11 protein-coding genes are annotated in these 14,508 nt (G+C 48.2%); all 11 read right to left on the bottom strand.

Features of this window, described 5'->3' with window-relative positions; genetic code table 11:
• Nucleotides 1-126: 126 nt before the first annotated feature.
• Nucleotides 127-4,446, bottom strand: coding sequence for a PolC-type DNA polymerase III (locus tag DCC85_RS08945; RefSeq protein ID WP_108465273.1), 4,320 nt, complete (start codon nucleotides 4,444-4,446; stop codon nucleotides 127-129).
• A 117-nt stretch (nucleotides 4,447-4,563) separates the two neighbouring features.
• Nucleotides 4,564-5,838, bottom strand: a complete 1,275-nt coding sequence (gene rseP, locus DCC85_RS08940; RefSeq protein ID WP_108465272.1) for an RIP metalloprotease RseP — start codon at nucleotides 5,836-5,838, stop codon at nucleotides 4,564-4,566.
• Nucleotides 5,839-6,029: 191 nt separating this feature from the next.
• Nucleotides 6,030-7,169 carry a 1-deoxy-D-xylulose-5-phosphate reductoisomerase gene (locus DCC85_RS08935; RefSeq protein WP_108465271.1) on the bottom strand — a complete coding sequence of 380 codons (1,140 nt, stop codon included), beginning with the start codon at nucleotides 7,167-7,169 and terminating at the stop codon, nucleotides 6,030-6,032.
• A 45-nt stretch (nucleotides 7,170-7,214) separates the two neighbouring features.
• Complete coding sequence (locus DCC85_RS08930; RefSeq protein WP_108465270.1) at nucleotides 7,215-8,015, bottom strand: phosphatidate cytidylyltransferase; 801 nt, start codon at nucleotides 8,013-8,015, stop codon at nucleotides 7,215-7,217.
• Nucleotides 8,016-8,032: 17 nt separating this feature from the next.
• Nucleotides 8,033-8,800, bottom strand: coding sequence for an undecaprenyl pyrophosphate synthase (locus DCC85_RS08925; protein ID WP_108465269.1), 768 nt, complete (start codon nucleotides 8,798-8,800; stop codon nucleotides 8,033-8,035).
• Nucleotides 8,801-8,869: 69 nt separating this feature from the next.
• Nucleotides 8,870-9,424: a ribosome recycling factor gene (gene frr, locus DCC85_RS08920; protein WP_108465268.1), complete on the bottom strand. Its 555-nt coding sequence runs from the start codon at nucleotides 9,422-9,424 to the stop codon at nucleotides 8,870-8,872.
• The gene (gene pyrH / locus DCC85_RS08915) at nucleotides 9,424-10,152 is read right to left on the bottom strand and encodes a UMP kinase (protein ID WP_108465267.1); all 729 of its coding nucleotides are present in this window, start codon (nucleotides 10,150-10,152) and stop codon (nucleotides 9,424-9,426) included. Before pyrH ends, frr begins: the two co-directional genes overlap by 1 nt.
• A 107-nt stretch (nucleotides 10,153-10,259) precedes the next feature.
• Entirely contained in the window at nucleotides 10,260-10,910 is a 651-nt protein-coding gene (gene tsf, locus DCC85_RS08910; RefSeq protein WP_108465266.1) for a translation elongation factor Ts, read from the bottom strand.
• A 136-nt stretch (nucleotides 10,911-11,046) separates the two neighbouring features.
• A complete protein-coding gene (gene rpsB, locus DCC85_RS08905; protein ID WP_108465265.1) occupies nucleotides 11,047-11,745 on the bottom strand; it encodes a 30S ribosomal protein S2 in 699 nt (232 codons plus the stop codon).
• A 198-nt stretch (nucleotides 11,746-11,943) separates the two neighbouring features.
• Entirely contained in the window at nucleotides 11,944-13,731 is a 1,788-nt protein-coding gene (locus DCC85_RS08900; protein ID WP_108465264.1) for a sensor histidine kinase, read from the bottom strand.
• Nucleotides 13,728-14,444 carry a response regulator transcription factor gene (locus tag DCC85_RS08895; protein WP_108465263.1) on the bottom strand — a complete coding sequence of 239 codons (717 nt, stop codon included), beginning with the start codon at nucleotides 14,442-14,444 and terminating at the stop codon, nucleotides 13,728-13,730. Before DCC85_RS08895 ends, DCC85_RS08900 begins: the two co-directional genes overlap by 4 nt.
• Nucleotides 14,445-14,508: the final 64 nt, after the last annotated feature.

The raw sequence follows: 14,508 nt of genomic DNA, 5'->3' as shown, positions 1-14,508 counted from the left end.
TACCAGAAAAATTATATCATAACCCGTATGAGCTGACAAGTGAAGGTACCTTACTTCAGAACGCCAAACCCTTGATATATCGCCATTTTGACGAAGGTACACTTGTGGGAGAAAAAGACATAATACTTAGAACAACGACAGCTGATTGCTCTCAGGCAATCCGCGGAAGCAGCCAAGCTGAGCCAGCAGCTCAACAACAGTCTTACTGGCTTTGGACTTCTGCTGGAAATCTTCGATCGACAGGAATTCTCCCTGCTCCTTGGCCGCTGCAATGTTGCGCGCGGCATTCTCCCCGATCCCGGCAAGCGCTGAGAAAGGAGGAATGAGTGCATCTCCGTCTACCGTGTACTTCGTTGCATCCGAGCGATACAGATCGATGGTTTTAAATCTAAATCCTCGTGCCGTCATCTCAAGAGCCATCTCCAGGATTGGGAGCATTGCCTTCTCCTTCGGCAGCGCCTGAAAGCCCTTCTGCTCAATTTCTTCGATCTTGCGGTAAATAGCTTCATACCCCTGGCAGCAAAGTTCAATATCAAAGTCCTCTGCCCGTACGGTAAAGTAAGTTGCATAATATTCAATCGGATGATACAGCTTAAAATAAGCCGTACGCACTGCTGAAATAACATATGCAGCGGCGTGCGCCTTAGGGAACATATATTGAATTTTCAGGCAAGAGTCAATGTACCACTGAGGCACCTTACACTTCTTCATCTCTTCAATCCATTCGGGCGTGAGGCCCTTCCCCTTACGAACGCTTTCCGTAATTTTAAACGCCAGGCCGGCATCCATTCCCGCCTTATAGATGAGAAACAGCATGATATCATCCCGGCAGCCAATTACGGTCTTGATGTTGCAAGTTCCATTCTTGATCAGCTCCTGGGCGTTGCCGAGCCAAACCCCTGTTCCATGAGATAATCCGGAAATTTGCAGCAAATCCGCAAATGAGGATGGCTGAGATTCCACAAGCATCTGCCGAACAAATTTCGTCCCCATCTCCGGCACCCCGTATGTCGCCACCGGCGTGCGAATCTGCTGAGGAGTCACGCCCAATGCTTCAGTGGAGTTAAACATGCTCATAACCTTCGGATCATTCATGGGAATGGTCGTCGGGTCCACGCCCGTTAAATCCTGCAGCATACGCATCATCGTCGGATCATCATGACCCAGAATATCCAGCTTGAGCAGGTTTGCATCAAAGGCATGATAATCAAAGTGAGTGGTCTTCCACTCAGAGCTCGTATCATCCGCCGGGTATTGAACAGGTGTAATGTCGTCTACCTCCATGTAGTCAGGGACAACTACGATCCCGCCAGGATGCTGGCCAGTGCTGCGCTTGACGCCCGTACAGCCGGCGGCAAGCCTGCTCAGCTCGGCTCCGCGCCATTTCTTGCCATGATCCTCTTCATATTTCTTAGTAAAGCCAAATGCTGTCTTCTCTGCGACTGTACCAATCGTTCCGGCCCGGAATACACTCTTCTCGCCGAACAAGACCTTTGTATAGTTATGCGCAACAGGCTGATATTCCCCGGAGAAGTTCAAGTCGATATCAGGAACCTTATCCCCTTTAAATCCGAGAAAAGTCTCGAACGGAATATCTTGTCCTTCGCCTTTTAGAGGGTTCCCGCACTTCGGACAATCCTTATCTGGAAGGTCAAAGCCGGAGGGTACGCTGCCGTCCAGGAACCATTCGCTATAGCGGCACTCGGAATTAAGACACAGATAATGAGCCGGAAGAGGATTTACCTCCGAAATTCCAAGGAATGTTGCGACTACGGAAGAGCCGACAGATCCCCGGGAGCCTACCAAGTATCCGTCCTGGTTAGACTTCTTCACCAGCCGCTCGGAAATCAAATAGTTCGCGGAGAAGCCATATTTGATAATCGGCTCCAGCTCTTTTTCAAGGCGGGCTACAACCACTTCTGGCAAATCCTCGCCATATAGGGATTTAGCCGTGTTATAGCAGGTGTTTCTAATCTCTTCATCGGCCCCTTCCATAATCGGGGTAAACAGCTTGGAAGGAAACAGCTCCAGCTCCTCGAACCGATCTGCAAGTGCCGCAGTGTTCGTAACGACCACTTCCTGTGCCTTCTCCTTCCCTAGGAACGAGAATTCCTCAAGCATTTCATCCGTCGTCCGGAAATGTGCATCCGGCTTCCGGATATCCTTCAGCGGACTATAGCCTGTAATTCCATGAATCGTGATGTCACGGAACAGTTTGTCGCGAGGCTCCAAGTAGTGGACATTGCCTGTGGCAATAACCGGCTTGTCCAGCTTCTGCCCGATCTCACATACCTTTCGGATCGCAGTCTCCAGCTCTTCTTTGCTGCCTACCAGACCTTTTTCCACAAGATGCATATACATCGTTAAAGGCTGAATCTCCAGAACATCATAGAAGCCTGCAATCTCCTCAGCTTCTTCCATCGATTTATTCAGAACCGCTTCGAAAAATTCACCCTTCTCACAGCCGGATATAATGAGCAGGCCCTCCCGCATTTCCTTAAGCTTGGACTTTGGAATACACGCTACCCGGTGAAAATAATCCGTATGCGACATAGAGACCAGCTTGAATAGGTTCTTCTTGCCTACCGGATTCAGCGCATAAATCCCGCAGTGAAATGGACGAGTGTTGGACAGATCCTTACCGACATGATCATTAAGCCGATCGAGCATTGTAATCCCCTGCATTTTCTCAGCATCGGCAAGTAAGCCTATGAGAATCTCGCCAAGAGCCAAGGTATCGTCGATCGCACGGTGATGGTTCTCCAGGGAGACCTTGTACTTAGCCGCAAGGGTGTTCAAACGGTGATTCTTAAGACTTGGAAACAGCAGTCTCGCCAGCTCCAGCGTATCCAGCACCGGATTTGTCAGCTGCGGTTCACCAAGCTCCTTCAGCTTGGCATTGACAAAGTCAACGTCAAATCTGGCGTTGTGCGCTACGAGAATGCTGTCGCCCGCAAATTTAACGAACTCCAGCAGCACAGGATGCACATCAGGAGCATCTTTGACCATATCATCATTAATATTTGTAAGCTGCTGAATATTGTACGGAATCCGTTCATGTGGATTTACGAAGGTTGCATAACGGTCTATTTCCTTGCCGTCCTGCATTTTTACCGCCGCAATTTCAATAATTTTGTTCTGGGTCACCGACAGCCCCGTAGTTTCTATGTCAAATACAATATAAGTCGCAGTTTTCAGCTCGATTGGCTTCGGCTGTAGAACCACGGCTACATTGTCATTAACTACATTGGCTTCTACACCATAAATCATCTTAATCCCGTTCTTCTTGGCAGCTTTTGCCGCATCCGGATAACACTGAACTCCTCCGTGATCCGTAACTGCTATAGCCTTATGGCCCCATTTCGCAGCTGTCTTGATATATTGGTCAATCGGTGTAACTGCATCCATTGTACTCATCGTACTATGCAGGTGAAATTCCACTCTCTTCTCAGCGGCATTGTCTTTTCTGCCTGCAGGTGCGCCTACTTCACACAAATCCGAAGGGATCATCACAAGCTCAGGGATTTGCATAAAGCGGTCATATTCCACGCGGCCTCTGGCCTTCACCCATTTGCCGTTCGCCAGCTTGCCCATAATCTTAAGGTCTTCCTTCGTCTTAGCAAACATCTTCATTTGAAGTGAGTCGCTAAAGTCCGTGATGCAGAAGGTAAACAAAGTGTTTCCGTTGCGCAGCTCTTTGCTCTCAAGGCCAAAGATAGTCCCTTGAATAGCGATTTTCTTCTCTTCATCCTGAATATCCTTCAGAGGCACAGGCTGCTCCTTGATGTCATATCCCACCTGAAGCTTGACCTCTTCTCCATCATCATCAACCTCAGCGGCCACTTCAGCTTCTATGCTCTCCATCAGCTGCTGAATAACCTCACGGTTCTCCTCCACAATCCGCTGCTGGAATTCCTCGAAGGCTTCCGCGCTGTTCTCACTCGTCTGCAGCTTAACACGAAGGGATAGACCAAAATATTGCTCGTAAAAGGCAGGAATGGCTCTGTCAATTCCCTTTTTCTTAGCAAGCTCCAGGGACATGGAATCCGATAGGCTCACAATGACCAAATCGCCATCCACTTCAAAAGCAGCCCGCAGCATCCATCCGTTCACGGATGGAACCTCCCGCTGAACCCACTCTAAAAAGAGCTTCCAATACTCGGTTACAATGTCCTTTGAAGAAATAGAAGGACTGTATCTGAAGTCGAAAGTGATCCGAGCAATATGTTCCATTCTCTCTCTTACCTGCAAGCAGAAAGTGCGGTAGATTTGAGCCGGAACCAGCGTATCCTTATGGATAATAATTCTCCATTCTTTATTGCTTCTACTGACTTCTACCTGCTCTATCCATCCATCTAAAAAATAGGGATCAATCAGACTCGCCGATATTCCCGTCTGCTTCATTAACAGCTCCAGCCTGTTTCTTTTATCTGCGGCTCCGTTCATCTCTCTCTCCCCTTTCCTTACCCTTCAAGCAACAAGGGCCTTCGGACTTATGCTCTTGGGTTCATCCCAGGAAGCAGCACAGTTGCCGAAAGCCCTACTCTATTCTCACATTGCCCGTTAACCGCTAATTAAGCGAAGTATATCGTTGTAAGTCACTGCAATCATCAGCAGGAATAATGCGGCAAACCCTATAAAATGCACCATTCCTTCCCGATTCGGATCAATTGGCTTCCCGCGCACGGCTTCCACCCCGATAAAGATAAGGCGGCTTCCATCCAAGGCCGGAATAGGAAGCAGGTTAAATATCCCCAAATACAAGCTAAGAATAGCAGCCCATTGTGTTAACTGCGCGATCCCTTGCTTGGCAATCTGCCCGGTAACTTCAAAGGTCCGCACTGGTCCTCCAAGATCATTCATAGAGAACTTGTTGATAAGCTTCTTAAAGCCTACGAAGATCGCGTCAGTGGTATCCACCATCGCGCGGCCCGACTCCGTGAAGCTCTCACCGAACGAGGCGCTGCGGGTTGGAATGTAGGTAATGATCGTCGAACCGATCTTGCCACCTTCTTGTCCTGCGACCTCACGCGGCGTAATGGTCACATCACGAACTTCTTCCCCTCTGCGAATCTGCCACTGCATAGGTTTGTCTTTGGATGTAGAGATCATATCAATCATCTTCTGAGCATCCGTTCCAACCTTCACACCATTAATGCTCTCTATAACATCGCCAGTCTTCAGACCTGCTTCTATGGCAGGCATACCCTTGGACATTTCCCCGATTTCTAGATGGGTCGGCGGCAAAGCGATGCCCGCCATTTGAATGTGCACCCAAAAAAGAATAAAAGCCAAGATAAAATTCATTAGTGGGCCTGCAAAAATCGCAAGTGCACGCTGTCCAACAGTCTTGCTTCCATATTGCCGATCTTTTGGCGCAATTTGCGTTTCTTTGGCTTTGGACACGAGCATCGCTTGTCTGTGTACTGGATAAACTTGCGCCTCGCCGTCCACATTCAGCTCAATTTGAAGCTGATTCTCCAAGTCTACACGGACGACTTCACCGCGAATCACATTCTTGCGGCTGTCCAAGCGATCCAAATAAATCTTGGTTACTTCATCATTTGTCAATCGAAGTGCAACAGTCTGTCCTGCTTGGACTTCAACAAGCTCCGGATCCTCCCCCGCCATTCTGGCATAGCCGCCAAATGGAAGGAGTCTCAGCGTAAACTGAGTTTCATTCCGCTTATAAGAAAATAGCTTGGGTCCAAACCCAATGGCGAACTCCCTTACAAGAATCCCCGCCCTCTTGGCGAAGTAATAATGGCCCCATTCATGCACCGTAACGAGAATAAAGAACATCAATACGGTCAGAAATATAATTTGCAGCATTTCCAAATTGATAGCACTCTCCTTTTAGGTTAAGGTCTGCCTTGTCCTTCCTGATACAACCATATTCGGCGGTCCTCAAGGATTGAACCGATGTAGGTAATTATAATTTGCCACACCAGGGCGATAGACAAATCATCTTGCCCTAAGCACCAATTTCCCATTAGGAGAATTCCGCTTACCAAAGACTTATGGGTGGGTTACAAACGAACTGCCAGTTCTCTTGCCCAGACATCTGCAGCCTGAATACTGTCGAGATCCGGCTCTGCCTGTACATCATGTTTGCCCAGCACCTCTTCAATAAGAGACTCGATCCGCAGGAATGAAATATCCCGATTCAGAAAACGGGCCACTGCAACTTCATTGGCCGCGTTAAACACGGTGGTGGCTGTACCACCTATTCTACCACATTCGAAGGCCAGTCTTAAACATGGGAACCTATTGTAATCCATTTCCTTGAAATGCAGGCTTCCAAGCTCCGCTAAAGAAAGACGTTTCGCCGGAGATGGCCAGCGTTCCGGATACGTAAGCGCATATTGAATAGGTACTCGCATATCAGGGCTTCCCAGCTGTGCTACAATGCTTCCATCTACAAATTCAACATAAGAGTGAATGATGCTTTCCGGGTGCAGCAGCACACCTATCTGATCATAAGGCGCGTCAAACAACCAGTGTGCCTCAATGACCTCCAGTCCTTTATTCACCATCGTCGCAGAATCAATTGTAATTTTGGCCCCCATCGACCAGTTTGGATGCCTCAGTGCATCCTCGACCGTAACAGAAGCCAATTCATCACGGGTCAAATGCCGGAATGATCCGCCAGATGCAGTAAGCGTAATTTGCTGGACTTCTTTACGGTGTTCGCCATTCAAACATTGAAATATGGCCGAATGCTCGCTGTCGATTGGAAGCAGGGAAACCCCCTTCTTCTTGGCAAGCGACGTCACCAGATGACCAGCGGTGACCAATGTCTCCTTGTTAGCGAGCCCAATGGTTTTTCCTTCGTCAATGGCCGCAAGCGTGGAGCGCAGTCCCACGCTGCCCATCACCGCCGTTACCACCATATCCGCATCCGTCCCGGCAGCAACCTCAACCAGCCCCTCTTCTCCATAAAACAGTTCCACTCCAGCTGGAAGCAATGGACGAAGCTCGTCCGCCAGCTGTTTGGTTCCTACGGACGCCTTTTTCGGTTTGAAGCGGTGCAGCTGCTCCAAAAAAAGGCTCACATTGGAGCCTGCTGCCAAACCTTCTATCTGAAATTGTTCCGGATACTTATCAACGACATCCAGGGTCTGTGTCCCGATGGAACCCGTAGAGCCCACTAGGGCTAGCTTTTTCATAATTCACCTCGTGGCTTAAATGTGATATGTACTTGTGTGGCCCAATCAGAACGGCAGCAGCATCACAAGATGAACAAATGGGAAGACCGTAATCCAGCTGTCACACCGGTCTAATATGCCTCCATGCCCCGGTAGTATTTTACCTGAATCCTTAATCCCGTAGACTCGTTTGTAAGCCGATTGAATCAAATCGCCGATTTGGCCTACAACCGCTGCAGCTAACCCCACTAGAACAGCTCTTGGAATCGACAGGAGGCCGCCTGAGAACACCGCAAATATAACGGAAATTACAATGGCAATAACCACTCCGCCAATCGCGCCTTCCACAGTCTTGTTGGGACTGATCGCTGGCCACAGCTTGGTTTTGCCGATCGCCTTTCCTGTAAAGTAAGCACCGGCATCACTTCCCCAAATGGATACAAGCAGCAGAAAGGTCCAGAACAGTCCATTCCCGTCCTCGGTAACTCGGGATTGTGATATATAAGAGAACCCGATGCCGATATAGACTGCCCCTAAAAATAATAAGGAGGCCTCCTTAATGGTTATCCGGTTCTTAGTAAACACCGTAACTGACATAAATAACAGCATCAGAAGCCAGGTAAGCCGGGTCACGTCCCAGCCCTCTGGCATATCCACTCGATTCCAAGGGAACAAATATAGAAAGACACCAGCATATCCAATTAAGGCTGTTCCTCCAAATGAAGGAAGCTGTGTCATTTTGACAAATTCATAATAGCCGACAAGAGCCATTAGCATAATTAATAGTTGGTAAGGCATTCCGCCGATCAAACAAAGTCCTAAAAAAAACACACCGGCTAAAACACCTGTAATTAGTCGCTGTTTCAAATAACTACCTCCGTCCGCTACGTTAATCCGCCGTATCTGCGCGTCCGCTGCTGAAACTCCGCTACTGCCTCAAGCAGATGTTCTCTCCCAAACTCTGGCCAATAAATATCTGAGAATACAAGCTCACTGTAAGCCAGCTGCCAGAGCATGAAATTGCTGAGTCGAAGCTCTCCGCCGGTACGGATCAACAGATCAGGATCAGGAATTCCTGCAGACAGAAGGTGAGAAGTGATATGGTCTTCCGTAATATCATCAAGACTCAGCTGCCCTGCCTGAATTTCATTGCATAGTGACTTGACACTGTCCGCAATTTCTCTTCGGGAACCATAGTTAAGTGCAAAGTTCAGCACCAGACCTGTGTTGTCTTTTGTCCGTTCAGCAGCTTCTTCCATGGCCGCAATGGTATAGGACGGGAGCTGGTCCGTATGGCCCATCATCCTGACCTGGACATTCTTCTCTACAAGCTCATCCAATTCTATCGCCAGAAACTCTTGCGGCAAACGCATGAGAAAATCCACTTCGTCTTTAGGACGCTTCCAATTCTCTGTAGAAAAAGCATACATCGTTAAATACTTGACGCCGATTTCGTCCGCTGCAATCGTAGCCCTCTTCACAGCTTTCATGCCGTTCTGATGGCCAATAATCCGCGGTAGCCCCCGGCGGTTGGCCCAACGTCCGTTACCGTCCATAATGATGGCCACATGTTCGGGAATATTGTCATGCTGCAAGCTCACAGTCTTGCGAGGCTGATCAGATTTCCATAAGGACCGCAATAAATTGATCATTCTATTTCCTCCAAGCAGTGATGAAAAAGAGACAAACCCCACCGTTACGGCGGGGCTGGTTAAAGTCTCTTACACTTCCAGAATCTCTTTTTCTTTCGCAGCGAGCACTTTGTCCACTTCCGCGATATATTTGTCTGTTGTCTTCTGGATGTCATCCTGATGTCTGCGGGATTCATCTTCGGACAATTCAGTTTTTTCCATCTTCTTGATGTCATCATTCGCATCACGACGAATGTTCCGAATTGCTACCTTCGCTTCCTCACCGTGCTTCTTCGTCATCTTCACCAGTTCCAGGCGCCGCTCTTCAGTCAGCGGCGGGATGGTAAGACGAATGACATTACCATCATTAGCCGGAGTAAGACCCAAATCAGACTTCATGATAGCTTTCTCGATGTCAGCCATAGACGATTTGTCCCATGGCTGAATCAGCAGTGTGCGTGAGTCTGGCGTATTGATGTTCGCCAGCTGGTTAACCGGCGTAGCTGCCCCATAATATTCAACCTGAATGCGATCCAGCAAAGCTGGAGTAGCTCTGCCTGCACGAAGGGTAGCCAAATCTCTTCTCAATGCCTGAATCGCTTTCTCCATACGCTCCTCGGCATTCTTCTTCACCGTTTGTGGCATTAATCTACACTCCCTTTGACGATCGTCCCGATCTTTTCCCCGAGTACGACGCGCTTAATGTTACCTTGTTCCGTAATGGCAAATACAATAAGCGGAATGTCATTATCCATACACAAGGACGAAGCGGTGGAGTCCATGACACCCAAATTCTTGTTAAGCACTTCCATGTAAGTCAACTGCTCAAATTTCTCCGCAGTTGGATCTACAAATGGATCAGCGGAATATACGCCATCCACTTTATTCTTCGCCATTAAGATAACTTCCGCTTCAATTTCCGCTGCACGGAGGGCAGCCGTCGTGTCCGTGGAGAAGAACGGATTCCCCGTACCTGCTGCAAAAATGACTACGCGCCCCTTCTCCAAGTGCCGGATGGCACGGCGGCGAATATAAGGCTCAGCAATTTGCTGCATCGCAATTGAAGTTTGCACCCGTGTAGGCACATCGATTTGCTCTAAAGCATCCTGAAGCGCAAGTGAGTTCATCAGGGTGGCAAGCATGCCCATATAATCGGCTGTAGCGCGGTCGATCCCCTTTGCGCTGCCGGCGATGCCGCGCCAAATATTACCGCCGCCGCATACGATCGCCACTTGAACGCCAAGCTCCACTACTTCTTTGACTTGCTGCGCAATGGATGAAATGGTTTCGGCGTCAATGCCGTATCCGTTCTGACCGGCGAGCGATTCTCCGCTGACCTTTAAGACAACACGTTTAAATACAGGCTGTTCCAAATGCATACCCTCCACTTTGAAGGACGGCTCTTGGCCGTCAGGTTAAAAAAGAAGGAACACAGCGTGTTCCATCCTCATAGATATTTCAATGTAAGTATAGTGTGTTCTTATTTCTTAACTTGAGCCATAACTTCTTCTACGAAGTTATCAACTTTCTTCTCAAGGCCTTCACCAAGTTCATAACGAACAAAACGACGGACAGAAATGTTCTCACCAATAGTGCTGATTTTCTCATTGATCAGCGTAGCGATTGTTTTGTCTGGATCTTTTACGAAAGGCTGCTCAAGCAGGCAGTATTCTTCGTAGAATTTACCAATACGACCTTCAACCATCTTCTCAACGATCTTCTCAGGCTTGCCTTCGTTCAGAGCTTGTGCCTTAAGGATTTCTTTTTCCTTATCCACTTCTTCTTGAGGCACTTCTTCACGACGAACATAGCGAGGGCTTGCTGCAGCAATGTGCATAGCTACGTCACGAGCGAACTCTTTGAATTGATCTGTCTTTGCAACGAAGTCAGTTTCACAGTTGATTTCAACCAGAACACCAATGCGTCCGCCGCCATGGATGTAAGATTCAACTACACCCTCAGTAGCTACACGGCCAGCTTTGTTTGCAGCTGCTGCCAAGCCTTTTTCACGAAGCAATTCAGCGGCTTTGGTCAGATCACCATTTGCCTCTTCCAGTGCTTTCTTACAATCCAGCATACCAGCGCCGGTTTTTTCACGCAATTCTTTTACGGATTTTGCATCGACTGCCATTTAAATAACCTCCATTGTCGTGGTAAGAGGCTTACAGGCCCCTTCATTTTTTCCTTTAAAAAAAGGGTAGTGAGAGGTTTATTGCACCTACCAACCACCCTTTTCATTTAATTTATCACTTTATAGATAACAGCTATTATTCAGCTGTTTGCTCACCTTGGTGAGATTCGATTACGGCATCCGCCATCTTACCAGTCAGCAATTTCACGGCGCGGATTGCATCGTCATTGCCTGGGATTACGTAGTCGATTTCGTCCGGATCGCAGTTCGTGTCTACGATACCAACGATTGGGATACCCAATTTACGAGCTTCCGCAACAGCGATACGCTCTTTACGAGGGTCGATAACGAAGAGTGCACTTGGCAAGCCCTTCATGTTCTTGATGCCGCCCAGGAATTTCTCAAGACGCTCTTTCTCTTTGCGGAGAAGGATAACTTCTTTCTTAGGCAGTACTGCGAAAGTACCGTCTTCTTCCCAAGCTTCAAGCTTCTTCAAGCGGTCGATCCGCTTTTGAATGGTTTGGAAGTTGGTCAGAGTACCACCGAGCCAACGTTGGTTAATGTAGAATTGACCAGCGCGTTCAGCTTCTTCTTTAACAGAGTCTTGGGCTTGCTTCTTAGTACCTACGAACAGAATTGTTCCGTTCTCTTCAGCAATGCTCTTTACAAAGTTGTAAGCTTCCTCGACCTTTTTAACTGTTTTTTGCAAGTCGATAATGTAAATACCGTTTCTTTCAGTGAAGATATAACGATCCATTTTCGGGTTCCAACGACGAGTTTGGTGACCGAAGTGAACGCCTGCCTCAAGCAGTTGTTTCATGGAGATTACTGCCATCTTCACGCACCTCCTAATTGGTTTTATTTGATGCTCCCTCCGCCGGTGTCATCTTCCGTCAAGACTCTCTGCACTGCAGAAAGCACCCTTCACGAAATCGATCGGCGTGCGTTTTAACACCGTCAATTACTATATCATAAGTGAAAAGCGGATGCAAGTAAGCATTCATATGATTCAGCTATGGAAGACTACGGCTAATCATGCGGGTTCTGACTTTGATTCCTTGAAAGCTGGAGGTTCTAGCGGGAGAAGAACCGTGATCTCGGTGCCTCTTCCAAGCTCGGATTCAACCCGGATGCTGCCCCCAGCTGCTTGCACAATGGCTTTGGCAATGCTCATGCCAAGTCCCGAGCCCTCGGTCGACTCCGAGGTGTTGGTTCCCCGGTAGTACCTCTCAAACAAGTTGTCCTTCGTCATCTCGTCCATTCCGCTCCCATTATCGGCAACTCGAATAAAGGCGTTCTGACTAGCTATACCTGTGCTGACCGTTACCTGGACTCCGTCAGGATTATGCTTGATGCTATTGGACAACAGGTTATCCATCAACCTCTTTATCCCGTTAGGGTCGGCAAGCAGCCAAATTTCCTTATTGCTTTCTTGATAGTCAAATTCAGCATGGCCGATCGTCGCATCATTAACATACTTGAGCACGGCTCTACGCACAAGTTCTCCCAATTCCAGCCGTTCCCTGCGGGAATATGCCTCATCGACGCTTCTAAGCTTGAGGAAGAGCGAGAAATCCGAGATCATAGAGAGCATGTAATCACTCTTTTGACGGATGACTGTCCCCATCTCTTCAAGCTCTTCGCGGCTCCATTCACCCGGAGATTTCTCCAGCATATAACCGTATCCTTGGATACTGGCAAGCGGTGTGCGGAGGTCATGGGAAATACCGGACATCCACTCTTCCCGGCTCTGATCCAGCCGCTTCCGCTCCCTTTCTATCTCCGCCAATTTATGTGCCATAGCATAGAAGGAATGGATCGCTTCCCTATATAGGCGGTACTTAATTCGAAGCTTACCGTTCTTGCGAAACACCCGCTTTTTATCCTTCTCCGTAAAAACTTCATCATATCTGCCCTGTCCCATCCGTTCGAACCAACCGCTAAACAGCAGCAGCGGACCTCCATACCGGTAGCCGTGCCATATCGTCACACTTAGTATGATCAGAAACATGGCAGCTCCAATACCCACAAGAAACCAAATGAGGTTCTGCATGATGGGCTGGCTCTCTTCATTTTCCAATCGCGGAAAATGCGCTATCCATGTTTTCCCGGATGAAAGATCACGATGTACGGCTATGGAGGTATCATAGTTCCCAGGCTGGTTCTGCATCGCTATAATTTCGAGCGGATGATAAACCTTCTTGTTCTGATCTTCTTGATCTTCAAGATGACCAAGCCGCTGAACAATGGTCCCTTGCGTATCTATAACATGGATATAAGCCTCCGAAGCTTCCAAAGCACGCTCCAGCGCCCCTTGACGATCCTCTCGGACGAGCCCTTTGTTTTGATATTCGCTAAACCAGCTGTTCACCAGTTCCTGAGTAGAACTCTCATACCCTAGAAGAAATAGAACCGGCTTCTGGCTCGAGGTGTCCAGCTGTGATTCAATCTGATAAGAGCCCCTTTGCTTCTTTTCCTGAATATCAAGCATTTCTCGGACCGAATATTTATGCGGGAAATTCACTCCTGCTTTGCCTGCCTCGAGAATGACATCTCCTTCCATGTTAACAATTTGCAGCCACATCTCTCTGTTATCTAATGTAGTTCTCCAATAGCTTGGAAGATGTACATCGTTCCCATCTACAAGCGTCTCGGTTACAATCATGTCAAGTGCTCCAACAGGGAAGTTTTTGCGAAGATCATCGTTGCTGACTTTTTGCAGGATTACAAAGAAAATAACGATTAGCACGATAGCCATAAAGACCGCAGAAAGCAACAGCTGATATGTAAAATGAAACGTCATTCTTCGATGAATCTTCATACGGTCCCCCTTGGTTTAATCAGCTTGTATCCGAGGCCGCGTACGGTCAGTAAATATTCCGGCTGACTGGGGTCCCGCTCAATCCGCTCACGTATTCTTCTGATATGCACCATAACCGTGTTGTCGTCTCCAAGCCCGTCCATCCCCCATACCGCTTCATATAGCTGAGCTTTAGAGAACACTATACCGGGATTCTTACAGAAGAAAAGCAGCAGCTGGAAAACCTGTGCAGGACAGCCAACCGGCTCTCCATCGACTACAAGCTCCCCCGCGGTTTCATCCACAACAAATCGGTCATAGGCGTACCTGGAGACAACTGAGGCTGAAGCAGAGAATGGAGTGAATCCTGGCCGGCGAAGCCTCGCCTTGATCCTTGCCGCAATTTCAAGGGGGTTAAAGGGCTTGGTTACATAATCGTCCCCTCCGATAGCAAAGCCTGTCAGGACATCCAAATCAGAAGACCGTGCTGTTAAGAAAATAATATGAGGCTCCCCAAGGGCTCGAATTTTCGGGCAGAGATCAAATCCTGTTCCGTCCGGCAGCATCACATCCAGCAGTACGATCTCTGCTGCATCCCGCTCCATGAGCGTTAGCCCCTCCTCACAGGTTGATGCGGACATAATATGGGTAAACCCCTCCTTGCGGAGCACCATTTCCAGCATGCTTACAATTGCCTGTTCATCTTCAATGATTAGTATCTTTGTATTGTTCAAATTTCCTCACCCCCCTTATCGTAGCAGAGGAAGCTTAACAGGAGCTAAACAATTATTCTCAAAA

The organism is Paenibacillus sp. CAA11 (genome assembly GCF_003060825.1).
Taxonomy (GTDB): Bacteria; Bacillota; Bacilli; order Paenibacillales; family Paenibacillaceae; genus Fontibacillus.
Note: the sequence above shows the minus strand (reverse complement) of the source record. Positions and strands in the feature narration are given on the sequence as shown.

Excerpts from the sequence above, each read along its gene's own strand:
- tsf (WP_108465266.1), bottom strand. The coding sequence starts at position 10,910 with ATGGCAGTCGATGCAAAATCCGTAAAAGAATTGCGTGAAAAAACCGGC.
- DCC85_RS08945 (WP_108465273.1), bottom strand. The coding sequence starts at position 4,446 with ATGAACGGAGCCGCAGATAAAAGAAACAGGCTGGAGCTGTTAATGAAG.
- DCC85_RS08900 (WP_108465264.1), bottom strand. The coding sequence starts at position 13,731 with ATGAAGATTCATCGAAGAATGACGTTTCATTTTACATATCAGCTGTTG.
- rpsB (WP_108465265.1), bottom strand. The coding sequence starts at position 11,745 with ATGGCAGTAATCTCCATGAAACAACTGCTTGAGGCAGGCGTTCACTTC.
- frr (WP_108465268.1), bottom strand. The coding sequence starts at position 9,424 with ATGCCACAAACGGTGAAGAAGAATGCCGAGGAGCGTATGGAGAAAGCG.
- DCC85_RS08925 (WP_108465269.1), bottom strand. The coding sequence starts at position 8,800 with ATGATCAATTTATTGCGGTCCTTATGGAAATCTGATCAGCCTCGCAAG.
- DCC85_RS08935 (WP_108465271.1), bottom strand. The coding sequence starts at position 7,169 with ATGAAAAAGCTAGCCCTAGTGGGCTCTACGGGTTCCATCGGGACACAG.